Genomic DNA, 24,375 nt, shown 5'->3' on the forward strand with positions numbered 1-24,375 from the left:
TTTACTCATATTGAAAAATCCGCTCCATGATTACAAAATCGATTCCGCCTTTAACATAGGTTGTATTCGTTTTGGTCATATTAAATTTAGTATAATAATCGCTTTTGTTTTGTCTGGCATTACACCAAATTCTTTTAAGTTTTTTGGTATGTGCAATGTGCATGATCTCATTTAATAGCATACTACCAAAACCTTGACCTTGATAAGCTTCTAAAGTTGCAAATTTTCTGAATTGGGCTTCTTTACCATTTATGAATAACGAAATTATAGAGGTAAGTTGGTCGTCTACATAAAGTCCGTAATGCAGACCTTTATCGTCTTCCGGTAGTTTTACAAACTCCAATGGCTGGTTAGGCCACATGACCTTATGTCTTATGGGGATAGCTTGCTCTGCGGTTATCTCAATTATTTTTGTGGTCATTGGTTGCGCTTGTACCTGACTTCAAATATAGCGAGCTTCTTCATTATTTAAGCACCAAAGTCTCTTGTACTTTTGCAATCGATACCCATTTAAATGGAATAGGGGACCATTTTGTTTTAGTGCTCTTTTTGAATGTCGACTCGTTCTTTATAAAAACTTGATTGTTTTCGGTAAATACGTGTTGTGTCTCTATAACTTTTTTAGATTTCTTTTTTCTGATCATTGCACGTTTTTCTTATATCGGTTACGTCCCATATTAAATATGCCCACTTTTATGCCTATACCGGCAGAAAATCCGTTTATTCTAGAAATTCTGGTGGGTGGAAGTTCTATTCTGCTTGAAAAGCGATATTTTATTCCTGCTTCTAATTGTAAGTATCTTGAAATATTGAAAAGAGCATTTATTCCTGGTTCGGCTACAAACACTTCATCAAAGTCATCCTCATCAAGTTCTTCTTCAAAATTATCATCATGTTTCACCTTGTCGTCTATATACCCCACAGCACCAGCTCCCAATAATAGTGGGAAGGATAGATTAACACGACTTTTGCTAAAAAAAATGGGTTCTAAATGTAGACCTCCATAAACAGCAATAAGGTCTTCATATCTAGAAAGGCTATTGTTGTATATGTCTTGTTCGGAATAAAGAAAGTTACCTACAAAACCAACCTCAAATTGTTGATTCGCGACATAAGCTATTTTTAAACCTCCTATATAAGCGTTCTCTTCGTCAATTTCACCTAATCCCATATTTATGCCCACATACACACCATGTACAACATTATTACGGTCATTAAATTCAAGGTATTCATCGGTTTCATCTTGCCCATAGCTCACAAAAGCGGAAAGGAACAATGCAAATAAAAGGGTTACTTGAAGTGGTTTCATTACTGTTTGATTTTTTGATTGATTATCTAATAGACAACCTAAGCAACAAATAGTTGCATCAAAAACCATTATTTTTATAATAAAACCTAAAATTCTATATTATGTTGTGTAAAAGTAGGGCTAATTGCTTTTAAACGTGCTGGTTAACCGTGTCGTTGGCTCCCCAAGAATCTAAACTGAGTAAAATAGGCTTTAGTGATTTTCCACGTTCCGTTAATCCGTATTCTACTTTTGGTGGCACAACGGGAAAAACCTCTCTTTTTACCAATCCGTCTTTTTCCAATTCACGTACGGTTTGGGTAAACATTTTATTGGAGATTCCCGGTACCTTTTTTTGTAGCACTCCAGAGCGTAATGCACCGTCTAAAAGATGAAAAAGTACAATGGGTTTCCATTTGGTACCAATTAAGTTCATGGTATGATCTAAAGGGCAATATTTTTTAGAATTCATTTTAAATGTAAATAATTGAAAATTAGTATAATACTCCTTTTGGTAACTATAATACTTTTAGGTAAGTTATTGTTAATAAGGCAAATATAGATTTATTTTGTGCCATAAAATAATTGTTATGAAAACAAATACAGCATACCCAAAATCATTTTCACATATTGGTATTACCGTGCCAGATTTAGAGAAAGCGGTAGCATTTTACTCAGAGGTAATGGGATGGTACGTCATCATGAAACCTTCAAAAATCAAAAAAGAGAAAGAAACTGCCATAGGAATCATGTGCATTGATGTTTTTGGCGATGATTGGGAAGAGTTTGAAATAGCACATATGTCTACATCAGATGGTATTGGTGTGGAATTGTTCTCCTTTCCGCATGGGGTAAAGGAAGCGCCAGAATTTAATCCGTTCAATACCGGATTGTTCCACTTTTGTATTCAAGACCCTAATATTGAAGATTTGGTCGCTAAAATTGTAGCACATGGCGGTAAGCAAAGAATGCCTATTCGTGAGTATTACCCAAAAGACAAACCTTATAAAATGTGTTATGTAGAAGACCCTTTCGGAATTGTATTTGAGGTATATACCCACAGTTATGAGTTAACATATTCTTCTGGAGCATATTCTGAATAATATTTTTTAAGTTAATAGGATGAAATGCGATTAGCGGTAAACAGTACCACTAATCGCATTTTACTTTTATGTAATGAAGCACATATCGTTCACTACTTTATTAAATTTTACAATTTTATCATCTTGGACAGTTTTTCTATAGTTCAAATTTTATATATATTTATCTATCCCTCAGACTGTTTCATTTTAAAACCACCATGCTACCATGAAATTATCTGTCCAATTTTTTCGTTTACTTATCTCAAGCATTATCTGGCTTTTATTCGTTTCGTTGTCTTTTTCCAATACCAACGATTCTTATACAACTTCACCAGTTGAGTTGGAGTTTAAAACAGACGGACTCTATTTTGCCGAATTTTATGATTACATATATCGCGGTCATTTTGAAAATTTGGAGATAAAAAGAGACGACATGATTTTTATGCTAATTTTCGATAAATATTTACGTGCCTACGGCGGTAAGTGCGATAGTTATTTACCGCAGAACAAGGTAGAGATTATGAATGAAGTCTGTAAGACCGAAGAAGTTACAAAAAATGGATGGGGAGATGTTATTAATAGGGTTTGTATTGAATATACTTGGGTAGGTAGTGGCTTGTATGCCAAGCCGGAATTATATGATGCTTATGCGGAAATTGATCAAATTCAAAGATCCAAAGGTTTAAATACTATGGTGCAAATGATCACCGACCCCAACAGTATGGGCAATTCGGTCGATTTGATTCATAAAACAAACGGATTGAAAAATGACATGATAAAACTGTTTCAAATGAACGCTTGTAATAGTGCAGGTTTAAAAAGTTTCGATGAAAATTTAGAATTATTTGCACTGAACAAAGCATCAATTAGAATGCAGCAGGCTAGTAAGTATACCGCCATGAAGAAATCTGGCGGACCAACAGGGGATCAAAATTTCAATAAGTTGATAGATGATCTGGTATATGACCAATCTAAAACTTGGGCTTTTAATAGATATACTGCCGGTAGTATTTCTAATGTTCAATCTTCTGTAAGGGATAGTGAAGGTAGACCAAGGGAACTCAGTGCCAATTATAGCTTTTCCGGATTTAGTGGAAACAGTAGGGGTTCCGTGCGTATAACATTTGAAAACGGATTGCCCAAGTGTATCTATTTTTATGATTACCCGCAGAACTGCAAAACGCCTAATAGTAGTATTTTGGCGGCTTTTGCAGCGGGTAAGTATTCAAAATGATGCTTTTTTAAAGTATGGATTGATTAAATTTCCTTCAACAGAACCACACCCTTTTTGCCTGAAATGGTAATTTTGCCCTTGCCATTTTTACCATAGGCTGCCTTTATTTCGCGTAACTTTTTGCCTTTGTCGAGCATTTTTGAATCTACGTTGTGAAAAGTTTTCGGTAAGCGAACCAAGCCTTCTTCCAAGGTAGCGGAAAATTCGTGGGGAAAGTTGAAAATATTGATATTTACTTCAGATGATTCTTGATCAAGGCTTATTCTAGAGCTTGGTGTCAAAATACGTTCCACCCAGAGATCGGAAATTTTTAAGTTCAAATCAATATCCTTTTTAAGACGATGTATGCGTAGCTTACTGAATTTAAGATTTCCATACAGCGTGCCCATTTCTTTAATATCCACCTCGTCTTTGTTGGAATAAAGCTCTAAAGATTCTACCAATTGTACATCAATAGTGCTTCCGCTAGTATTTAGTCGCATGGTGTTGGCATGGTCCATATCCAATCCACCGTTTTTAATATCTATATTGGCATAGTTGATGTTTTTAGCTCTTAATTTTCCGTATTTCATAGTAACATCGGCTTTGTTCAAATTATCGCTCATCCACATATCTCCATGCTGCACATCTGCCATTAATACACCCACCCAATCTTCTATGAATACATCGCCAAAAGTGTTGATAATTTCTAACTCTACCTTTTGCGGTACATACACTTTATAGTCTATTTGTACGTTGCCGCGGTCAAAATCGAACGGATTCGCTTTTTCAAAAAGGTTAGCGAAGAATCCGGAGTTCTTATCGGCTATTTCATAATTGACCGATATAAACTTATCGCTGTGCCTAATAACTGGGGTTATTCTATTTAAAAATTCTTTGGCATTTTCTCGCTTCTTATCGGTTATGGTAATACTTACGGTAATGGAAACTTCGTCTTTGATCCATCCGTAGATATTTATATTGCCATATTTATTCTCTACGTGTAGCTCTCCCGAATTATTGAACGGGTAGATTTCCTTTATTTCCTTTGAAACCTTTTCTTGCGCTATGGCAGTAAAACCTAGTGCCAACGCCAAGGCGAACAGCATGAGTTTTTTACAAAGTATATCCATAATCGTCTTCTTTAATTTTAGATTCGTTTAGCTGCTGCAATAGATTCTCAATGAGTTCTATGCGCTTTCTATAATTAGCTACAATAGCTTCTAACACTTGTTCATTATCAAGGTTATTCTGCATTTCAAGTTTTAGTTGCTCATATTCGGCATCTAATTCTACCATAAATGACAAGAATTCTTCTTTGTCGGCATCAGATAGCTGACTATTGTTTTGTACCAATTGTACTTGGTAAGAAACCAAACCTTGGTAATGCATATCTATATCTTGCAATTCTTGAGATACAAATTGGCTTTCCGTTGTGGGGCTGGCAAAGAAATTGAACCCTATTGCTCCAGAAATACCCAATAGAATAAGAATACTTGCCGCTATACGTAGCATTGGTGATTTCCAGAGGGGAATCTCTTTTGTTCGCTCTTCGTTCAATTGCGATGCTATATTCGCCCAGATTTTTTCACGGTCTGCTCGGTGGTCATCAAATACCGCCTTATTGTCCCGTATATGTTTTTCAAATTGATCCATTACAATCCGTTTATAATTTCTACTAGTTTCTTTTTTGCCCTGTGGTATTGAGATTTTGAGGTAGATGTGGTAATGCCCAATACATCACTTATTTCATTGTGATCATAACCCTCCAATAGGTAAAGGTTTATAATCTGCTTATAGCCCAAAGGCAGTTTTTCAATACCCGATTTAACTTTTAAAATATCCATGGCATCTACCTGTTCATATTCCACTTCATTGGTCAAGTGATATTCATGCTCATCTATTGCCGCAAGGGGTAGGCGCTTTACTTTTAAGTGGTTAATACTTTTATTGATGACTATTCGCTTCAACCATGCTCCAAAAGAGGATTCATACTTAAACTTCTCTAAATTCTTAAAAGCATCCACAAAACTATCTTGCACAATATCTTCTGCATCTTCCTTTATGCCCAAAAATCGCATACTCACGTTGTACATGGCATCCACATAGAGCTCGTACAGTTGATACTGCGAGGTTCTATCGCCAGACTTGCTGTTTTCAACAAGTGATCTATGTGTAAAACGAATTTCGGTTTCCAATGAATTTAGGTGGTTATGTGTACTCTAAATTTGGTTTCTATGATAAAGACAACTAAAATTTATGATAGTTGCATTAGGTACAATTTATTTAGACTAATAGGTTTTTATGTTAGTACGATTCACTTGGCAGAATGTTACCATTTTGCTAAAACTTTCTGGGGCATGCAACCTTTTAATTTTTTTGTTGTCAATTAGTGGTGTTCATCAATCCATTAAACAAATAGCATGATTAAAAAACAAAAACAACAGATGCAATTAAGGTGGTTAAAGCCATTGACGATGCTTCTGTTACTAATTACGGGCATGCAATTACATGCTCAAGAAAATTATACCATTAGTGGTAAAATTACCGACATTGACAACGGTGAAACACTTTTTGGGGCTTCCGTTTTTTTAGAAGGTACCAGTATTGGTGTAGTGACCAATGAATACGGATTCTACTCCATCACCGCACCAAAGGGAGCATATCGCTTACTCATTACCTATATGGGATATGCCGATATTAAACAGGAGGTAAACCTGAACAGCAACCAAAACATCAATTTTGAAATTTCTGAAGTTTCTACCCAATTAGATGAAGTAGAGGTAACGGCAGAGGAGTCTGAAATTGCCGTGTTACGTAAACCCGAAATGAGTGTTCTTAAAATGAACATTGAAACCGTAAAGCAAATGCCGGTGGTTTTGGGCGAAGTAGATATTCTAAAGTCCTTACAAATGCTTCCGGGTGTTACCAATAATGGTGAAGGGACTGGCGGATTTCATGTGCGTGGCGGTGCTGGTGATCAAAACTTGGTGCTGTTAGATGAGGCTATAATTTATAACACATCGCACATGTTCGGTTTCTTCTCGGTATTCAATGCAGATGCCATTAAAGATGTAAAACTGTATAAAGGCGGTATTCCCGCACGTTATGGTGGTCGTGTTTCTTCGGTTTTAGATGTGAGACAAAAGGATGGAAACAGCAAAAGGTTTGCCGCCACGGGTGGTATTGGCATTATATCTAGCCGTTTGGCGCTTGAAGCTCCGTTATTCAAAGAAAAAGGTTCTTTTTTAATTGCTGGTAGACGTTCGTATGCCGATCTATTATTGAAAGCTGCCGGACAGGATAATAGTGTTAGCTTTTACGATTTAAATCTTAAAACGAATTATAAGATCAATACGAACAACCGACTTTTTCTTTCCGGGTATTTTGGTCGGGATGCTTTTGAGCTGGGAGAAAATTTTAGTAGTTCGTATGGAAACTCCACCGCAAACCTACGTTGGAACCATATTTTTAACGAAAAACTGTTTTCTAATCTTTCCCTTATCTATAGCAAGTATGATTATGAGTTGGGCATTACTTCGGCGGAGTTTGATTGGGTGTCGTCCATTACCAATTACAATATTAAATATGACCTAAAATACTACTTCAGTGATAAGTTCAAGCTAGATTTTGGTGCAAGCGGAATCCATTATGAGTTTGATCCCGGTGAAATTATACCAACGACCGAAACATCATCTGTCAATCCTTTGTTATTGGATAAAAAGAAAGCTTTGGAAACGGGAGTGTATGTAAATGCAGAGCATAAATTAACGGAAAAATTGACCGCACAATACGGCTTGCGCTACAGTGCATTTTCTAGGCTCGGTGGTCAACCTATGACCGAATATGAGAATGATCAACCCGTGGTCTATAATGAAGATTTAGGTATTTATGAGCGGGGTACGGCAATAGGGGAGACGGTTTATGAAAAAGGCGATGCCATTAAAACCTTTGGCAATTTGGAGCCTAGAGCTTCTTTGGCTTATACCATAAATGACAATTCTTCTTTAAAAGCGGGCTTTTCTAGGGTGGCGCAGTATATTCATTTATTGTCCAACACCTCTTCTGCTACGCCGTTAGATGTTTGGGCACCTAGCGGGCAGTATATTGATCCACAATTGTCTAACCAATATGCTTTGGGCTACTTCCGTAATTTTAAGAACAAAGCCTATTCTATGGAGGCGGAAATCTATTACAAGAATACCGATAATAGAATCGATTATATAGATGGTTCTGACCTTATTGGTCAAAATACCATTGAAACCGAAATACTAAAAGGGGAATCTAGAGCATACGGACTGGAGCTATTGTTCCGTAAGAACGAAGGTAAATTCACGGGGTGGATTTCTTACACCCTTTCCAAATCTGAACAGCGTACCCCTGGTGGAAATGCTGGTGGACTCGGTATTAACGATGGTAATTGGTACAACACGCCATATGATAGAACTCATGATGTTTCTATTTCGGGGTCGTATAAATTAAACGATAAATGGAGCTTTGGTACCAATTTGGTTTTTCAAACGGGTAGACCTGTTACGTATCCTAATGGGCAATATGAATATGAGGGTGTTTCCATCGCCAGTTATTCCGACAGAAATTCCGATAGATTGCCGGCGTACCATCGTTTAGACCTATCAGTGAATTATAAACCGAACAGAAAACCAAATGCAAAATTAAAAGGCGAGTGGGTATTGGGTATTTACAATGCCTATAACCGTAAAAATGCGGCATCGGTTTCCTTTGGTCAGAATATAGAAACAGGAGCCAATGAAGCTACTAGAACCGCCATTTTCGGTATTGTACCATCCATTACCTATAATTTTAAATTTTAATTCCATGAAAAACTATATAAAACTATTGCTAGCCCTGTTCACGGTTGCTTTAACCGGCTGTGAAGATGTTATTGATGTAGATGTACAGACCGATACTTTACGCTTGGTGGTAGAGGCATCCTTAGATTGGGAAAAGGGTACTACCGGTAATGAGCAGTTGATTACCCTACGTACGTCAACACCTTTTTTTGAAACCGAAAGCACCAATGTTACAGGGGCGGAAGTTACCGTGACCAATAACACCACGGGAGAAGTCTTTCTTTTTACCGATCAGAATAACGGCACGTACACCACAAGTACTTTTGAACCACAATTGGAAGCGACCTATACCTTAGAGATTTTGTATGATGGCGAACGATATGTTGCCGAAGACACCATGAACCCCGTACCTGATATTACCGATATTTACCAGGATACGGAAGACGGATTTGATGATGAAACCATTGAGTTACATATCGTATTCACCGATTTTGAGGAAGAAGGCGATAATTACCTTTTTAAGTTTGATAGACCACAAGACCTGTTACCGACATTGGAAACAGGCGATGATGAATTTATTAACGGTAACGAGGTTGATTGGTGGTATGAAATTGATGATGATGAGGATGAAGAAATAAAACCGTTATTACCTGGCGATGTAGTAAATATCAGCATGCACGGTATTTCTAGATCATATTTTAACTATATCGATATTGTAATTGACCAAATGGGTGGCGTCGGTATTTTTGAAGCTACACCGGTTGATGTAAAAGGGAATTGCATTAACACCACAAATCCAGATAATTATGCTCATGGCTACTTTAGGGTTACCCAAACCAATAAAGTGACCTATATGGTACAGTAGTAGGGAGTTTTGATATTAAAAGAAAAACCAAGCACTAAGGAATTATTTAGGGCTTGGTTTTTTAAGTTTTTATTGCTAAAACACTTTGGTTATTGTTTTAATTGAAGTAGAACCTTTTTTCCGTGTTCATTTTCTGGGTTCAATGCTATCGATTTCTTATACATTTCTATTGCTTCTTCTTTCCTATTTGCTTTTAATAAAGCTTCACCATAACTATCATATACGTTGAAACTATCTGGAAATAACCATGTTGTTAACTTAAAAATTTCTAAAGCCTTATCTAATTCGTCGTTCGCTAAAAATGTATAGCCTAGTGCGTTTAAATCTTGTTCTGAGCGATTATTAACTTTTGTTTCAATTGATAACTCTATAGCATTATCCAAAGCTTTTTCATATAGTTCTAAGCGAGAGTTTTCCTCTATAGTTTCTGCATACACTTTAATTATAGTATTAATAATTAAAGCAGGATTATCTTGAAAAATATAATGACCACTTCCTTCAGCAATTATTTCAACTCTGTTAGTTTCGGCATTAACGAAATCTTTATGAACTTTTTTTATTAGTGTCCAATATTTATCTGGGTAGCCTCTATTTATTGGAGAAATAATATCTATGACGGGTACGCTAGCGGGAAATTTAACCTCTCGTAAAAGTTTTACCGTTTCAGGATATGTTTTAACCAAGTAATAATTACCAAGGGTTTCAGGAGTTTTGGGTGGTGCTGGTTGTTGAGCCATTATCTCTAGTACATCGTCTGTATAAACGTCAACTAAATTAGCGTCAATACGTACTACATATTTTACTTTTTCAGGATGTCTAGATGCGTAAAGTGTAGTGTAAAAGCCGCCGTAGGAGTGTGGTACTAGTATAAGTTCATCATCATAGCCCAATTTTGTGAGTCCGGTTTCTAATTCCTTCATACCATTTTCAATTCCAAAATCAGACTCATTAATAAGGTTTGGGTTTACTTCACTTTGTCCAAAACCAGAACGGTCATAGGTAATTAAGGTCGTGCCGGTTACTTTATGAATCTTTTCTAAGATATTGTCCCAAATAGCTCCATCATTTCCTGCACCTGATTCAAAAAGAATAGGGGTTCCTTTTCCTTTTATTATCTTAAAATGCATTTTATACCCCCCAACATCTACAAGAGTATCTTGTGTCTGTGAATGAATAGGTAATGATAAAAATGATAAATATAATAGCGTTAAATAGCAATAGTTCATAGTGTTGGTTTTAGGTTGAATTTTTATAACTATTTGATGCACAATTATTATGCCAAGCAAAACTTGTTTTTTGGGTATATTTTAAGAGCTTATTATAATTTTATAGATATTGTTATAGACCAAATGGGTGGCGTAGGTATTTTTGAAGCTACACCGGTTGATGTAAAAGGGAACTGCATTAACACCACTAATCCAGATAATTATGCCCACGGCTACTTTAGGGTTACCCAAACCAATAAAGTGACGTATACGGTACAGTAGTTGGGAATTTTGAAATCAAAAGAAAATCAAGCGCTAAGGAATTATTTAGGGCTTGGTTTTTTAGTTTTGAATATGAAGTTTAACCTTTGTTTTATGAATTTTTACTCTCGATGTTATATTTTATTTTTTTCTATGAACCCTAAGGTCAAAAATCTATAATAGTCAAGTTCAAAATCCTCTTTTCTCAAGTGTTTGATAGTGATTTTTGCCATAATTACTGGTGTGATTTTATGTTTTTTCAAAGATTCCATTTCCTTACTGAATTGAAAAAATCTTGATTGTTTATACTTTTCTGTTTGTAAGAGATTGTTATAACAGTCATACAAATAATCATTATCTGCTGGGTCAGCTCTTTCAAGAAATTCGGTTTTCTCAAAAAAATCAAAGTTGTTTGTAAAATCATAAGTGCCGGTATCTGCTATATTTTTATAAAATTTCCAATAGCTAATAGATTCTCTCGATTCCAATATTCCTTTTTCAACTAAATGCTCTTCATATTCCTTAAATATTATAAGTGTCTTTTCTTTTTCTTCTTCAGTTAAACTATCAATCATACAATTGTATAAATCAGTTTCAATTCTAGTATTAGATTTATTACAGCAAATTGTAAGACCACATATCATAAGGTAACTATTAGCTTTTTCATATTGAATTTAAAGAAATACTTTTATGATTTTTAATGGTTGGGCAACGTTTGGATATAAAAAGTTGGGCATGGCAGGCAATTTTTCGTTTCCGTTTATGCACGAGGCTAAAGTTTATTTCCTGCCAGCCGAGAGGCAGGTATACACAGATCTTTCGGTTACACCCTAAAGTCTACATTACGGTTAGGTTTAGTTGTAAAGCGTTTTTATTCCGATTCGTACTTTATATGATTTAAAACTCTTTCGTGTATTCTATGAACTATGAAATTAGACCAGCCTTTCCAATATATTTCAGGATAAATATCCACTTTGTACCAGGTCGTACCTTCTAGTTCCGTTTTATTTTCAGATATTTTGGTCAATTTGAATTGTCCCTTATAGGATTTAAAATATCCATCTAAATGTGGAGGATGAACATTCCAAAATGGATTTAATTCGTTCATAGGAATTGGCTGCTCCTGAACATCAAATTGTAATAAATTTGGTTCATCCCATGTTGTAATTGGCTCTATGAAACTGCCGGTAGTGAAATTGCAATATCTAACTGCTCCGACACCCTTTCCTACGATAGTGGCGTCAGTTGGGTAAGCTATTCCAGTGGTGAAAATCCAATCCGTAGGCTCGTTAATTTTATCAAATGTGACTACGTTTTTCCATACTGCCTCAATTGGAGCGTTTACAGTTATTTTAGTCCGTACGGGTATTAAGTCTTTCGGCTTGTTATAATAATCGAAACCGGTGAACCCAAGCGATAGAAAAACTAATATAATAGTTGTGTTTTTTGAGTTCATAAAATTTGAGCCAGTGCTTTTATATCCGATATATGATCCTAGCCAAACAGCAAGGGCAAGAAGAGGACTTGCCATTAGTAAACATATAACACCTTCAATTGCAAAAACTAAGAGAACAAGACATGCAATCCCTAAGGTGGCAAAGCTTAATCTGTAAGCCATACTTTTAGTTATAGTAATTTTCTTTCCAGAAATATAAGGAGGTAAAAAACCAATTAAAAAAGGAATAAAGAGAAAAACACTCCACCCATAATCTCCAAGGTAATTGATTGAAACATAGCCTAAAATTTGAATTAGGATAAGAGTTATTAAAATGGAAATTAGGTGAGTTTTATTCAATCTTTAAATGTTTTAAAACGTGTTTGTATATGGTTTGTTGCGTGTTTTAAGCACTAAATTTAGCAAATACAAACCGAATAGAAAATCCGCGAGGATTTTCGAAAGTAGGCTTGCACTAGCAATTAATTTTATACGGTGTTTGGTGTAGTGTTTTCTATTACAAATTCTTTTTCAGATAATATTATTATAATTTCATTTAAAAAAATGTTTGATTTTTCAAGATATTCAATCGCTAATTCGTCATCTTTTAAAAAGAACTTATTATTGGTTTCATCAAATTCAATTTTCCCACTGAAACCATTTTCTAATTTAGCTTTATCGGTATCGTCTTTATAAGTTGAGTTTTCGTGAATAATTTTATTCCTCAAATTTTGGAACTTTCCTAATCGAGGTTTGTGTATGTTAATTATTTCATCGTTTAATCCAGTGGTAAGTTTTAGGTAATCTAATGCTGTTTTTATTAAGTTATTACCTTTTAGTAGTTGAAGGCTGAAACTTGAGAGTGTGTGGTCTGTTATTTTATTACACAATTGCGAAATGTAACTTTCGAAATAAGTGTGGATTAATGCGATAGATGAATGAAAATAGTAAGAGTTAATAGCTCTAAAACTACTTTCATATTCAGCTATTATTTTACTTTCAAGACTTGGGTTTTCTTCAATTTGTTCTAAAAGTTTATCAGAAAACTGGTTATTTGTCTCTGATATTTTTTCAGAATTGATTTCAAAGTATTGTTCTAAATATTTTTTTTCAGAATTTAGACTTTCTTTGAAGTATGAGAAGTCAATTTCTTTAGTTATTAATTCCTTTTTTGTAAACATTCAGTTTTATTGGTTATTTGGCATTACACCTAACGGTTGGGCTAAGCGTAGTGCGGAGGTAAGGAAACTTTTCGTTTCCGTCTGCGCACGAAGCTAAAGCTTATTGTTTAGTTTTATTTTTTCTTGTCCAAAGCTAAATCCATAAGATTTAGCGGCTTTATAAATATACACAGACCTTTCGGTTTTGCCTTAAAGTCCGCATTACGTTTAGGTTGTGTTAGCTGCTGTCTTTTTTTCTGAAATGCTTTTTTAACAGATGTTCATTATTTTCATCTACTAAAAAAGAAGTAACTAGTCCATCAGATTGTAATACACTACTTCCAATATTAATTCCACAACTAAAAAGCATAAAATCTAATACTGATGCAAATTCTTCATCCACCCATTTTCTTGAATTTAACGTACCTACGGTATCTACGATTAAGATTTTGGTGTTTTGGTTAAAAGAGGATATATAATGTGGAACTTTTTCTTTTAACATTCCACTATAAAAGATATGTGCATTTGCCTCTAAATATTGAGGAAAATTTAGCTCAGTTTTTTGCAAATCTTTAAGAGGAGCCATAAAATCTGAAATCAAATTATTTTCTTCGTAAACAATTGTAATGGCAATTTTACCGAATTTCATTGAGAGACAAAGAGCAGGAATATTATTGTGATACCAAAACTCTTCATCTTTACAGGGAAAAATAAAAATGCTCCAGGGCTTCGGTTCGTTAAATTGAGTTTGGAATCGAATTGATTGAAGAAATAAGTGCAAGCTAGAATAACTTTCTAATTCCTGTGGACTAATTACTTTTCCAAGATTTGGATTTGCTCTGTCTATGAGTAATGACAGTTCTTTATATCTAGTGGCATATAAGATTTTGGCTGTCCATTGAAAGATTGTTTTTTCATCCTCAAAAGTTAGTTCTTTAAAAGATTTGTCAAGTAGCACCTTAAACCTGTCTTCCATCTGAGAAAGATGGACGTTATTACATTCTGAGCAACAGGGAACGGTTAAGTTTCGATATGGTATTGCTGTTCCGTTAGTTATGGTTAGTTTTTTGTCCCATAAATTATATTTGTGCTGAAGCCACTTTGGAAAGATGTGCTCAGCTGTTTTTGAATCACAATTTTTTCCACACAAAAAGCAACTTACATCATCGAAAGTTTCTTCGTTAAAATTTCTGTAGAAATCTATGGTTGATTCCATTTTTTAGATTGCAGCTAACAACTGTATATGTACACAATTGCACATATTCCATCTATAAAAGTAATCTAATTCCCACCCACATAAAAAAAGACCTTTCAACAGTTATTAACAGCAACAAATGAGAATGTTAGGTAGCAATTAAACTCACCACCACACCACAAAAAACTTCTCAAATGTGGTGTTGTTTTTCTTCATCCAAACCATGGGAGCACTGTTGTTTTCTAAGCGTTCCGTAATAGCAATGGTAACTTCTTCGTGTGTGAGCCACTCAACATCGTCTTCAGGGTCTACTACCCATTCACTCTTCGTGGGAATATAAAAATGATGTGGTATAAAGTCAGTCGTAAGAAACTCCGCCATCTGTAACCAAAAGCCCACAATGCAATTTGGGTTTACTTGAGAAATGGGCAATGGAGCGCTTTTATAAGGTTTAAAGAGTTGGGCTTTATAGCATACCTGTTGCGTAATGGTAGCGGTGTCAATTCCTTTTTCCAACAATACCGAACGCCCAACGGGCGTATGCAGTAATGAAAACTGGTTGTTTTTAATCTTTTCCAACTTGGTGTAAAAAGCATCACGTCGGTTGGGTCCGATCAGTTGGTGTATGGGTTCTTTTATTTTGTTGTCAATAATGTAGAATTTATAAGTGAGTTCTAGGTGTATCAGTTGCTGTGTAGCAGTTTCTTGAACAATAAAATCTATTTCACCAATGGTCTGTTTCTCCTCCCGTATCGGTAAATTATGCAATAGCACTTTATACTCTGCACTTGTATCTAACAACTGCTTACAAACATATTCCATCCGGTGCCCCAACCGCAATTTCTCAGGGATGGGACTGGGCACAAAACCTTCTGTCATCACCTCCGGAAACTGAAACTGAGGCACACCAAACTGCACACCTTCCCATAACGGCGGAGTGCTTAAAAAGCCTTGTATCTGTTTGATTAATGTTTGTTGTTTGTTGATAATGTATTTTTTTAGTTGTTGGTTGTTGGTTGTTGGTGTTTTGTTTTTCGCTGTTCGCTGTTCGCTTTTCGCTAATCGCTAATCGTTATTCGTTAATCGTTGTTCGTTAATAGTGTTTGTTGAAATATAAATACTGCATACTGATTCTGAATACTGAATACAGAAACTGCCTACTGAAACTGCTTACTGAAAACTGATACTGCCAACTGATTGGTTTCGTTAATCGTTAATCGTTGTTCGTTATTCGCTATTGTTATATCGTGGCTACTTAAACTGCATACTGAAAACTGATACTGCCTACTAAAACTGCCAACTGATTATTGCTAATTGTTTATTTTTAATTGTCCCCTGAAGTCGAAGTTACCTTTTAAAACGCTATGCGCAAAACGCCGCGCGCCTTTCGATGATCGCTTACATGCATTGCAATTTGTATCTTAGGTACACGAATTAAACAGATTGGTTTGTATTTCAAAAACTTCTCGTAAAGCCGAATTCTTCTCCGTCACAGACAAAGCGCTATGCGAAATGCGCAAAGCGTCCAGCGTATTCCAACAACCATCAACCATCAACCAAATACGTTAACATTTCCCAAAAGCCGTGGGCATCCAACGTAAAAGTGTTAATTTTATAGTATGGCTATGAATATAAGAAAAGGGTTCCGCTTTGAAACTTACGAAGCACCCGAACAATCTATTTTTGATAAGCTGTTTGATATTTTTCAAGAGCTTATTACACATACTTCTGGCGATTTCGACGAAGCGATCGATTGGTTGCGCGAACTGGACAAGGAATATGAATTGACGACCGAAGACTATACTATTGACGATTTTATAGAAGATTTAAAAGCGAAAGGTTATATACGCGAAGAGTTTAAAGATGGTGGTGGTAATGGTGAAGATGGGGAAGAAGGTTCTGGCGGTGGAGATATTTCCATTACCGCGAAAATGGAGCGTATCATCCGTCAGCGTGCATTAGATCAAATTTTCGGAAAGCTAAAACGTAGTGGCGCCGGTAACCACAAAACTGGTAAATCGGGACAAGGAGATGAGCATACGGGCGACCTTAGAGAATACCGTTACGGCGATGGTCTGGAAAACATATCTATGACCGAGAGTCTTAAAAACGCTCAAATCAATCACGGTGTAGGCAGTTTTCATTTAAGTGAAAATGATTTGGTGGTAGAAGATACCCAGCACAAAGCACAAATGAGTACCATACTTATGATCGATATTAGTCATAGTATGATCTTGTACGGTGAAGATCGTATAACGCCCGCTAAAAAAGTGGCGATGGCTTTGGCAGAATTGATAACCACTAGGTACCCAAAAGATACTTTGGATATTTTGGTTTTCGGTAACGACGCATGGCCCATACCCATAAAAGATTTGCCGTATTTACAAGTAGGGCCGTATCACACCAATACCGTTGCAGGTTTGCAGTTGGCGATGGATATGCTACGAAGAAAACGTAATACCAACAAACAGATTTTTATGATTACCGATGGTAAGCCTAGTTGTCTGCGCATGCCAGATGGTACTTACTATAAAAACAGTGTGGGGTTAGACGATTTTATAGTGGAGAAATGCTATAATATGGCGCGACAGGCTCGTAAGTTGCATATTCCCATTACGACATTTATGATTGCCCAAGACCCGTATTTAATGCAGTTTATTCGCCATTTTACAGAGGCTAATAAAGGCAAGGCATTCTTTACAGGATTAAAAGATTTAGGCGAAATGATATTTGAGGATTACGAAGCAAATAGAAAAAAAAGATTGAAATAAGAAAAGAGAATACATCATATGAAATTAGATTATAAAAACATACATACACTTGGGGAGTTAAAAGCTGCCGGATACCAAACCAAAAGTGTAAAAGATGAGTTGCGAGACAATCTTGTAGAAAAAATTAAAAAGGGCGAAGATGCCTTTACAGGTGTTTGGGGTTATGAAGATTCGGTAATCCCAGAGTTGGAGCGTGCTATTCTTTCTCGTCATAATATTAATTTATTGGGACTTCGTGGTCAGGCGAAAACACGTTTGGCGCATTTAATGGTGAATCTATTAGATGAGTATATTCCCGTTGTAGAGGGTTCGGAAATCAATGATGATCCCATGAAGCCAATGTCCAGATTTGCCATGGAATTGATCAAGGAAAAAGGCGATGATACCCCAATTACCTGGATGCATAAAAGTGAACGTTTTGCAGAGAAATTGGCTACTCCAGATGTTACGGTGGCAGATTTAATTGGAGATGTAGACCCTATAAAAGCGGCAAACCTAAAATTGTCTTATGCCGATGATAGGGTAATTCACTTCGGGATGATACCTCGTGCCAATCGTTGTATTTTTGTAATCAACGAGCTGCCCGATTTACAGGCACGTATTCAGGTTTCTTTATTCAATATTCTGGAAGAAGGCGATATTCAAATCCGCGGATTTAAATTGAGATTGCCATTGGATATTCAGTTTGTATTTACGGCAAACCCTGAAGATTACACCAATAGAGGGAGTATCGTTACTCCGCTAAAAGATAGAATCGGGTCACAGATTTTAACGCATTATCCAGATGATATAGAAATTGCCCGTAAGATTACAGAGCAAGAAGCTAAGTTAGATTCTAGACAAACAGATGTAGTTTATGTTCCGGATTTAGCAAAGGACCTGTTGGAGCAAATAATATTTGAAGCTCGTGAAAGTGAGTATGTAGATGCTAAAAGTGGTGTTAGTGCACGAACCAGTATTACCGCTTTTGAAAACTTATTAAGTACTGCAGAGCGTAGGTCATTATTGAACGGTGGTGACCATACCATGGTACGTTTAAGTGATTTCTTGGGAATTATACCTGCAATTACAGGAAAGATAGAATTGGTGTATGAAGGAGAGCAGGAGGGAGCCGATGGAGTTGCCGGTATTCTAATAGATGACGCAGTAAAATCATTGTTTCCAAAGTATTTCCCGAAAATCAACAAGCTAGAGCGTAAAGATGAAGAAACGGTTTATGATGAACTGTTACATTGGTTCTTTCAAGGAGAAGGCTTTGAGTTGATGGACGATTTTACTGATGAAGAATACAAACGTGCTTTAGACAGTATTCCCGCATTAAACCAATTGATGAAAAATCATCAGCCAGATTTTGATGCAAAAGATGCCTATTTCTTAAAAGAGTTGTTATTATGGGGATTGGTCTCTTTCAAAAAACTGAACAAACAAAGATTCACCGATGGGTTCGAGTTTAAAGATCTCTATAGTAGTTTCTTAAAAGATATCTAAAATCATAAAAGCCCTATTCGTTACGAATAGGGCTTTTTCTCTTTCATAGCAATTTAAATCATTGCAATTGATAGGCGGGCAACTTAAAAATAAAGGAACTACCTTCATAGGGTTTGCTTAATACTACAATGGTGGTATCATGCAAATCCATTATTTTTTTGACAATGGCCAAACCTAAGCCTAAACCTCGTTTTTGGGTGGTTTTATCTACTTGCTTATAACGGTCAAAAATGAAAGGTTGATCATTAATTGGTATTCCGCTACCAGTGTCGGTAATATTGATTTCTATTTGTTTGCCCATTTTTATTAGGCTCAGTGTTACTTTTCCTTTAGGTTCGGTATACTTGATTGCATTTTCTATTAAATTCTGCAATGCTCTTTCAACCAATCCAATATCGGCATATACCATGTAGTTTTCTTCAGGATTGTCTAACTGTAAATGGATCTGTTTTTGTTCCGCCAGCAATTTGAATTTGGCAATAAGGTCATGAGAAAGTTCTGTAATGGAAAAGGGCTCTTTTATTGGGGTTACCTGTTCAGCTTCTAATTTAGAATATTCAAATAACTGATTGATCAATCCCGATAGTTTATCGATATTATCATGTGTAATCTGTAAATATTCCTCTTTTTGATTTTCGGTAAGGCTATCTTTTTTTATTTGTAGCGTTTCAATATATCCTTTAAGCACTGCTAATGGCGTACGAAGGTCATGAGATACATTGGCGATCAATTCCCTACGCAAGTTGTCTACGGACTTCATCTTATCCATGTTATCTACAATTGTATCTGCCATTTTATTAAAGGACAAGGCAACTACTTCAATATCCGATTGCTCAGGATTTTCAATTCTAATATCCAGATCACCCTCTTGAAACTTGCGTACGGTCTGTGTAATCAACCTCAAATTTTTAGTTAAGAACCAAATACTCAATATGCCTATCAATGCAGCAAAAAGCATGGTCAATAATATTGCTCCAATACTCAATTTAGTAAAGTAGGAGCTAAATAAATTATCGCTAATCAAGGCAAGTTGCTTACCGGCAACTATAATGTAGATATAACCTTCATGTCCATCAATGGAAAATGGGGCAGCTGAGAATATATTTTGCTCATCAGGATTTAAGGGATCGTCTCCTAATATAAATTCCTGTCCATTTGTGGCTATATAATCTTTTATAGGCTCTAGCGAGACCGATTTCATTGGCTCGTTGTCGTTATGCTCTAGAACAACGGAATAAAGAATATCTCCCGATTTATTTAATAGATACACCTCAATACCACGATTTACGGCCATCATATCGTGCATTAAGTCTCCAAAAAGCTTTTTGTTCACACTTCCGTCCTCTAAAAAAGGAGCGTCATTTTGAAACTTCTCTTGTATAACATGTTCGGCAACATTTGAATTTATACGTTGCGTTATTGCTTGGTTATAATTTAAAGTGAGGTATCCCGTAATAAAAATATAAGAGGCACCCATTAATACAATTAAAAGTATGAAAGCGAACCATAGTTTTTTGATCAACTTTGGTGTCAAGGTTTTTTCGTTGTTCATCATGCCATTATCTCTTCATTAAACTTGTAACCAACACCCCATGTAGTTAAAATATAGGTTGGGTTAGCCATGTCTGACTCTATTTTGGCGCGTAATCTATTGATATGGGAATTCACTGTATGTTCATACCCTTCAAAATTGTAGCCCCATATCATATTTAGTAACTCCGTTCTAGTATAGTTTCTACCAGGGTTAGACGCCATTAAGACCAACAATTCAAATTCTTTGGGCGAGAGCTCAATTTTATAATCATCTACAACAACCTTTCGTTTGTCGATATCTATTTTTAAACCTTCTGCCATTATGATAGATGTATCTTCCTGTTTTTTGCCAGATTCGTTGGTTCTTCTTAAAACTGCTTTAATTCGTGCCAATAGTTCTCTAATGCTAAATGGCTTGGTCATATAATCATCTGCACCGATTTCTAAACCTAAAACCCGATCTATTTCTTCAGATTTTGCCGTGAGCATAATCACCGGTGTGTTTTTGGTTGCACGTAATTTTCTACATACTTCTACACCGTCTAAACTTGGTAGGGTTAAATCTAATAATATGAGCTCGTAATCATTCTTTAAAGCGAGCTGAAGTCCTTCATCACCATCCATAGCCATTGTGGTCACATAACTAACATCAGATAAATGAAGCTCTAATAGCTTAATGATTTCAGGATCGTCTTCAATAATTAATATACGTTTCATAGTGGTTTACGAATTAAGATAAAAAGTATCACAGAAAAATCACATTGGTGATAAAATCGTTTGGTATATGGTTATTTTACTTAATAATAGGTCGAGTTTTAATGAGATAATTACAGCTAGTGGAAATAATTGTACTATTGAAAAACAAAATGAAGATGTTGATAGTGGCTGGTAATCAGGTTTATTTCAAAAAAAAACCTCGATAATTACTTACCGAGGTCAATATATTTTAGGAGTGAATTTTTATTTCCAGTGATCTACATGTTGGTTCATGTCATCGAACAAATACGTACCAACAATTTCTTTTCTATAAACTACGGCTAAAAAAGTAACCAGTAATAATACGGCATATAAAATAAGTATTGTGAAGCCTAGGGGCAAGAATGTACTTGGTATCAAATGGTTTTCAAAATCTGAATAACTAAATAAAATGATAATCGTTTCTACCAGTCTATAGAGATACACTAATGATATAATATAAAGTATGTATTCTAAAGTGCGCATGGGCGGGTCGCTAAGCTCATCTTCATTAATTTTAAACCATAAAACATATAGAAATACCAAATGTATAATGGATAACAACGGAAAAATGTAATTGTCAATTTTAAAGAAATAAAACTTGTTGGTGTACAAGCCATAGAAACTAAATATGTTCAATAGAAACAATACAACGACAGATACGATCAAAGTACGTTTCCAGGTCAATATTCCTTTAATAGAATTCATAAAACTAAGTTTGCATGGTCTTGAGGGAACCATAATTTCATTTCAAGAACGGGTATGTTTTTGGTTTATTTTAAACAATTCGATGAACGGTTAACTTTGTTGTTCAAGTTCTAATTTTTTAGGCTAACCACCTCTTAATCATACTATACCTTATAAAGATAAGCAACAAAAAACTGGTCAAAAATATGACGGTAGGCATTTGTAGGCTAGATGGACCAATAACAGCTATAATATCGCTAAAAAAGTAAAAATAGATCATTTGAATAAGGGTGCAAATAATTGAAATTAATCCTAACTTAAAAGCAATTGCTCTTCTAATGATAAGAAATATGGATGCTGCGGTGCCCGTAAAAACATCGATACCGAATACGATTAATAACCAAAAAGGACGATTTTTATAGATGTACCTTTCATCGTCGGTAAGAATGTTAAAAATTTCATCTGTTACAAAGTATTCGCTCAAGAACGATAAAATACCTGTAATGCTATAAAAGAGTGCAAATACAGATACTGCCCAAAACCACTTTGGAGGATTATCTAGATTATTTGTCATGAATAGCACATAAGTATTTGTATACGAACCAATTTACAAAAAACATGCTCATTACAAGTATGTACATGCATTGATCATGCATAAAATGTAATTACTTTTGTACGTATGAAAAAACAGCGCTTTTGCTATTTGGTACGTCTGCAATATTTAGGGTTTCGGTATAACGGTTGGCAAGAACAACCTAAGATGCGAACCATTACAGGTATGTTGAACAAAACCTTTAAATTTATTTATCCAGATAAGCCTTTTAAAATTTTGGGAGCTGGTAGAACAGATGCAAAAGTATCTTCTTTAAATGGTGCTTTTGAACTTTTTATAGAGGAAGAGCTTGAAAGTTTGAAAGACTTTGTTTTGCAGTTCAATAGAAATTTACCCACCGATATTAAAATACTTTCCATAGCGCCCGTGGATCAAAAATTTAATATTATACAAAGTAGTAAATCAAAGGAATATTGCTATTTCTTTTCGTTCGGGTCAAAAAACCACCCATTCAGTGCTCCTTTTATTACCAATTATATGGATGACCTTAATATAGGTTTAATGAAGGAAGGAGCGCTTTTATTCAAGGGTACCCATGACTTTTCAGTGTATACGGCCGGTTTAAAGGAAAATACCAAATCCGTAAGACAAATTGATGCTTGTAGTATAGAGACCAACGATATGTTAACCGCTAATTTTTTTCCTGAAAAGAGTTATGTTCTAAAAATTAAAGGAGCGGGTTTTATGAGGTATCAAGTTCGTATGATCATGGGGGCATTGGTGCAATTAGGTAAGAATGAACTTAACTTAAAACAGATAAAAGCATCGTTAATTGCCGATTCCGATTTGAAATTGAAGACTATTGCACCGGGTTCTGGATTAATTTTAAACGAGTTACAGTTCAATAAATAGGTTGTTGTTTTAATATATTTATAAAAAATAGTACATGGCCGTAAATAAAAAGCTCAACTTTCCGAAACGCAAAAAGAAAAAATCTCGCCAGCAGAACAAGCTAGGAAAGGCACCGGGAACTATCAGTTATATGGGGGATAAGGAGCGTAGCGATAGTATTATTTACAGTACAACCTACAATGCCGATAGTTTTGAAACCAAGGAGTTCTCTAGCTTAGAACAATTCTTTAAAGAAGAACGTAACGATCAAACGTCATGGATCAACGTGGTCGGTATATCCGATGAACCTTTTATCGAAAAATTGGGTAAGCATTTTAATTTGAACCCATTGGTGCTAGAGGATATCGTGAATACAGAACAAAGGCCCAAGGTAGATGAGTATGACGATTATATCTTTGGTATTTTTAGAATGTTGTATATCTCTGAGGAAGAGGAAATTGTTGGGGAACATGTGGCATTGGTTTTACATGAGAATACCGTATTGGTCTTTCAAGAGGTAAAAGCAGACGTGTTTAACGGTGTTCGAGAACGTATAACAAGCAAATTAGGACGAATTAGGACAAGAGGTGCAGACTATTTATTTTTTGCATTATTGGATGCCATTGTAGATAACTACTTTTTAGCCATTGAAAATTTAAATAATAGAATTGAAATTCTTGAAGAAGAGGTGTACCAAAACCCTGAACCGGTTGTAGCTCAAAATATTCAGCAGCTAAAGAAAGAAATTTTAAAAATTAGGAGGTGGATATTCCCTGTCAAGGAATTGATCAGTAGACTTATTGATACCGAAAATACGCTGATTAAAAAAGATACCAAACTATTTCTTCGTGATGTGTTGGATCATGCCATTGAAATAAACGAAAGTTTACAGATTTATAGGGAAATGTCTATGAGTTTAATGGAAATGTACATGAGTAATATGAGCAACAAAATGAACGAGGTCATGAAAGTGTTGACCATTATGGCTTCTATTTTTATTCCTTTGACCTTCATCGCGGGTATTTACGGAATGAACTTTGATCATATGCCAGAACTTCACTATAAATATGGTTACTATGTTGTTTGGATTGTTATGATTCTTCTTTTTATAGGAATGATGATTTATTTTAAAAAGAAAAAGTGGCTGTGAGCTTTTTCTTTTTAAAAAACGAAAACCGATTTATCCCATTAAAGATAAAATT

General features: G+C 35.4%; 26 protein-coding genes. 9 read left to right on the forward strand and 17 right to left on the reverse strand.

Going from position 1 to position 24,375, the window contains the following annotated elements:
• Position 1: 1 nt before the first annotated feature.
• The 4 genes from DCS95_RS00785 to DCS95_RS00800 form a co-directional block, all read right to left on the reverse strand.
• Entirely contained in the window at positions 2 to 421 is a 420-nt protein-coding gene (locus tag DCS95_RS00785) for a GNAT family N-acetyltransferase (RefSeq protein WP_116768957.1), read from the reverse strand.
• A gap of 43 nt (positions 422 to 464) precedes the next feature.
• Positions 465 to 644: a hypothetical protein gene (locus DCS95_RS00790; RefSeq protein WP_116768958.1), complete on the reverse strand. Its 180-nt coding sequence runs from the start codon at positions 642 to 644 to the stop codon at positions 465 to 467.
• Positions 641 to 1,309 (reverse strand): hypothetical protein, encoded by a 669-nt coding sequence (locus tag DCS95_RS00795; RefSeq protein WP_164674090.1) that lies wholly within the window; start codon positions 1,307 to 1,309, stop codon positions 641 to 643. The genes DCS95_RS00790 and DCS95_RS00795 overlap by 4 nt, the downstream gene beginning before the upstream one ends.
• Before the next feature lie 130 nt (positions 1,310 to 1,439).
• Positions 1,440 to 1,760: a winged helix-turn-helix transcriptional regulator gene (locus DCS95_RS00800; protein WP_116768960.1), complete on the reverse strand. Its 321-nt coding sequence runs from the start codon at positions 1,758 to 1,760 to the stop codon at positions 1,440 to 1,442.
• Between the two features lie 118 nt (positions 1,761 to 1,878).
• Between DCS95_RS00800 and DCS95_RS00805 the strand changes: the two genes are divergently transcribed.
• Positions 1,879 to 2,391: a lactoylglutathione lyase family protein gene (locus DCS95_RS00805; RefSeq protein ID WP_116768961.1), complete on the forward strand. Its 513-nt coding sequence runs from the start codon at positions 1,879 to 1,881 to the stop codon at positions 2,389 to 2,391.
• Between the two features lie 205 nt (positions 2,392 to 2,596).
• On the forward strand, positions 2,597 to 3,604 hold the full coding sequence (locus DCS95_RS00810) for a hypothetical protein (protein ID WP_116768962.1): 1,008 nt from the start codon (positions 2,597 to 2,599) through the stop codon (positions 3,602 to 3,604).
• Positions 3,605 to 3,627: 23 nt separating this feature from the next.
• Here the strand turns inward: DCS95_RS00810 and DCS95_RS00815 are convergent, their stop codons facing one another.
• From DCS95_RS00815 to DCS95_RS00825, 3 genes are read right to left on the reverse strand one after another with little or no spacing between them, the layout of a single operon-like run.
• Entirely contained in the window at positions 3,628 to 4,716 is a 1,089-nt protein-coding gene (locus DCS95_RS00815; protein WP_116768963.1) for a DUF4097 family beta strand repeat-containing protein, read from the reverse strand.
• Positions 4,700 to 5,239 (reverse strand): hypothetical protein, encoded by a 540-nt coding sequence (locus tag DCS95_RS00820; RefSeq protein WP_116768964.1) that lies wholly within the window; start codon positions 5,237 to 5,239, stop codon positions 4,700 to 4,702. The genes DCS95_RS00815 and DCS95_RS00820 overlap by 17 nt, the downstream gene beginning before the upstream one ends.
• Positions 5,239 to 5,781: an RNA polymerase sigma factor gene (locus tag DCS95_RS00825; RefSeq protein ID WP_236564504.1), complete on the reverse strand. Its 543-nt coding sequence runs from the start codon at positions 5,779 to 5,781 to the stop codon at positions 5,239 to 5,241. Before DCS95_RS00825 ends, DCS95_RS00820 begins: the two co-directional genes overlap by 1 nt.
• A 279-nt stretch (positions 5,782 to 6,060) precedes the next feature.
• On the opposite strand from DCS95_RS00825, the gene DCS95_RS00830 reads away from it, so the two are divergent.
• Together DCS95_RS00830 and DCS95_RS00835 are read left to right on the forward strand one after the other, a co-directional pair.
• Positions 6,061 to 8,415 (forward strand): TonB-dependent receptor, encoded by a 2,355-nt coding sequence (locus DCS95_RS00830; RefSeq protein WP_244178349.1) that lies wholly within the window; start codon positions 6,061 to 6,063, stop codon positions 8,413 to 8,415.
• Between the two features lie 4 nt (positions 8,416 to 8,419).
• Entirely contained in the window at positions 8,420 to 9,259 is an 840-nt protein-coding gene (locus DCS95_RS00835; protein ID WP_116770101.1) for a DUF4249 family protein, read from the forward strand.
• 89 nt (positions 9,260 to 9,348) lie between these two features.
• Here DCS95_RS00835 and DCS95_RS00840 read toward each other — a convergent pair whose 3' ends face one another.
• The gene (locus tag DCS95_RS00840) at positions 9,349 to 10,485 is read right to left on the reverse strand and encodes an alpha/beta fold hydrolase (RefSeq protein WP_164674091.1); all 1,137 of its coding nucleotides are present in this window, start codon (positions 10,483 to 10,485) and stop codon (positions 9,349 to 9,351) included.
• Positions 10,486 to 10,521: 36 nt separating this feature from the next.
• Here DCS95_RS00840 and DCS95_RS00845 point away from each other — a divergent pair, with 36 nt between their 5' ends.
• Positions 10,522 to 10,746 (forward strand): hypothetical protein, encoded by a 225-nt coding sequence (locus DCS95_RS00845; RefSeq protein WP_208630722.1) that lies wholly within the window; start codon positions 10,522 to 10,524, stop codon positions 10,744 to 10,746.
• A 113-nt stretch (positions 10,747 to 10,859) separates the two neighbouring features.
• Here DCS95_RS00845 and DCS95_RS00850 read toward each other — a convergent pair whose 3' ends face one another.
• The 5 genes from DCS95_RS00850 to DCS95_RS00870 form a co-directional block, all read right to left on the reverse strand.
• Positions 10,860 to 11,300, reverse strand: a complete 441-nt coding sequence (locus DCS95_RS00850; protein ID WP_116768967.1) for a hypothetical protein — start codon at positions 11,298 to 11,300, stop codon at positions 10,860 to 10,862.
• 296 nt (positions 11,301 to 11,596) lie between these two features.
• Positions 11,597 to 12,520 carry an SRPBCC family protein gene (locus tag DCS95_RS00855; RefSeq protein ID WP_116768968.1) on the reverse strand — a complete coding sequence of 308 codons (924 nt, stop codon included), beginning with the start codon at positions 12,518 to 12,520 and terminating at the stop codon, positions 11,597 to 11,599.
• A 128-nt stretch (positions 12,521 to 12,648) separates the two neighbouring features.
• Positions 12,649 to 13,341, reverse strand: coding sequence for a hypothetical protein (locus DCS95_RS00860; RefSeq protein ID WP_116768969.1), 693 nt, complete (start codon positions 13,339 to 13,341; stop codon positions 12,649 to 12,651).
• Positions 13,342 to 13,558: 217 nt separating this feature from the next.
• Positions 13,559 to 14,536, reverse strand: a complete 978-nt coding sequence (locus DCS95_RS00865; protein WP_116768970.1) for a hypothetical protein — start codon at positions 14,534 to 14,536, stop codon at positions 13,559 to 13,561.
• A 144-nt stretch (positions 14,537 to 14,680) separates the two neighbouring features.
• Positions 14,681 to 15,379 carry a DUF1853 family protein gene (locus DCS95_RS00870; RefSeq protein WP_164674092.1) on the reverse strand — a complete coding sequence of 233 codons (699 nt, stop codon included), beginning with the start codon at positions 15,377 to 15,379 and terminating at the stop codon, positions 14,681 to 14,683.
• 755 nt (positions 15,380 to 16,134) lie between these two features.
• Here DCS95_RS00870 and DCS95_RS00875 point away from each other — a divergent pair.
• Positions 16,135 to 17,286, forward strand: a complete 1,152-nt coding sequence (locus DCS95_RS00875) for a vWA domain-containing protein (protein WP_116768972.1) — start codon at positions 16,135 to 16,137, stop codon at positions 17,284 to 17,286.
• 18 nt (positions 17,287 to 17,304) lie between these two features.
• Complete coding sequence (locus tag DCS95_RS00880) at positions 17,305 to 18,774, forward strand: MoxR family ATPase (RefSeq protein WP_116768973.1); 1,470 nt, start codon at positions 17,305 to 17,307, stop codon at positions 18,772 to 18,774.
• A 58-nt stretch (positions 18,775 to 18,832) separates the two neighbouring features.
• Here DCS95_RS00880 and DCS95_RS00885 read toward each other — a convergent pair whose 3' ends face one another.
• The 4 genes from DCS95_RS00885 to DCS95_RS00900 form a co-directional block, all read right to left on the reverse strand.
• A complete protein-coding gene (locus tag DCS95_RS00885; RefSeq protein WP_116768974.1) occupies positions 18,833 to 20,329 on the reverse strand; it encodes a sensor histidine kinase in 1,497 nt (498 codons plus the stop codon).
• Positions 20,326 to 21,024: a response regulator transcription factor gene (locus DCS95_RS00890; RefSeq protein ID WP_116768975.1), complete on the reverse strand. Its 699-nt coding sequence runs from the start codon at positions 21,022 to 21,024 to the stop codon at positions 20,326 to 20,328. The genes DCS95_RS00885 and DCS95_RS00890 overlap by 4 nt, the downstream gene beginning before the upstream one ends.
• A gap of 243 nt (positions 21,025 to 21,267) precedes the next feature.
• Positions 21,268 to 21,750 (reverse strand): hypothetical protein, encoded by a 483-nt coding sequence (locus tag DCS95_RS00895; RefSeq protein ID WP_116768976.1) that lies wholly within the window; start codon positions 21,748 to 21,750, stop codon positions 21,268 to 21,270.
• Between the two features lie 118 nt (positions 21,751 to 21,868).
• Positions 21,869 to 22,303 (reverse strand): hypothetical protein, encoded by a 435-nt coding sequence (locus DCS95_RS00900; RefSeq protein ID WP_116768977.1) that lies wholly within the window; start codon positions 22,301 to 22,303, stop codon positions 21,869 to 21,871.
• Between the two features lie 105 nt (positions 22,304 to 22,408).
• Between DCS95_RS00900 and DCS95_RS00905 the strand changes: the two genes are divergently transcribed.
• Both DCS95_RS00905 and corA read left to right on the forward strand, forming a co-directional pair.
• On the forward strand, positions 22,409 to 23,194 hold the full coding sequence (locus tag DCS95_RS00905; protein ID WP_116768978.1) for a tRNA pseudouridine synthase A: 786 nt from the start codon (positions 22,409 to 22,411) through the stop codon (positions 23,192 to 23,194).
• A gap of 34 nt (positions 23,195 to 23,228) precedes the next feature.
• Positions 23,229 to 24,323: a magnesium/cobalt transporter CorA gene (gene corA / locus DCS95_RS00910; RefSeq protein WP_116768979.1), complete on the forward strand. Its 1,095-nt coding sequence runs from the start codon at positions 23,229 to 23,231 to the stop codon at positions 24,321 to 24,323.
• Positions 24,324 to 24,375: the final 52 nt, after the last annotated feature.

This window comes from Maribacter litoralis (assembly GCF_003075045.1).
Lineage (GTDB): Bacteria > Bacteroidota > Bacteroidia > Flavobacteriales > Flavobacteriaceae > Maribacter > Maribacter litoralis.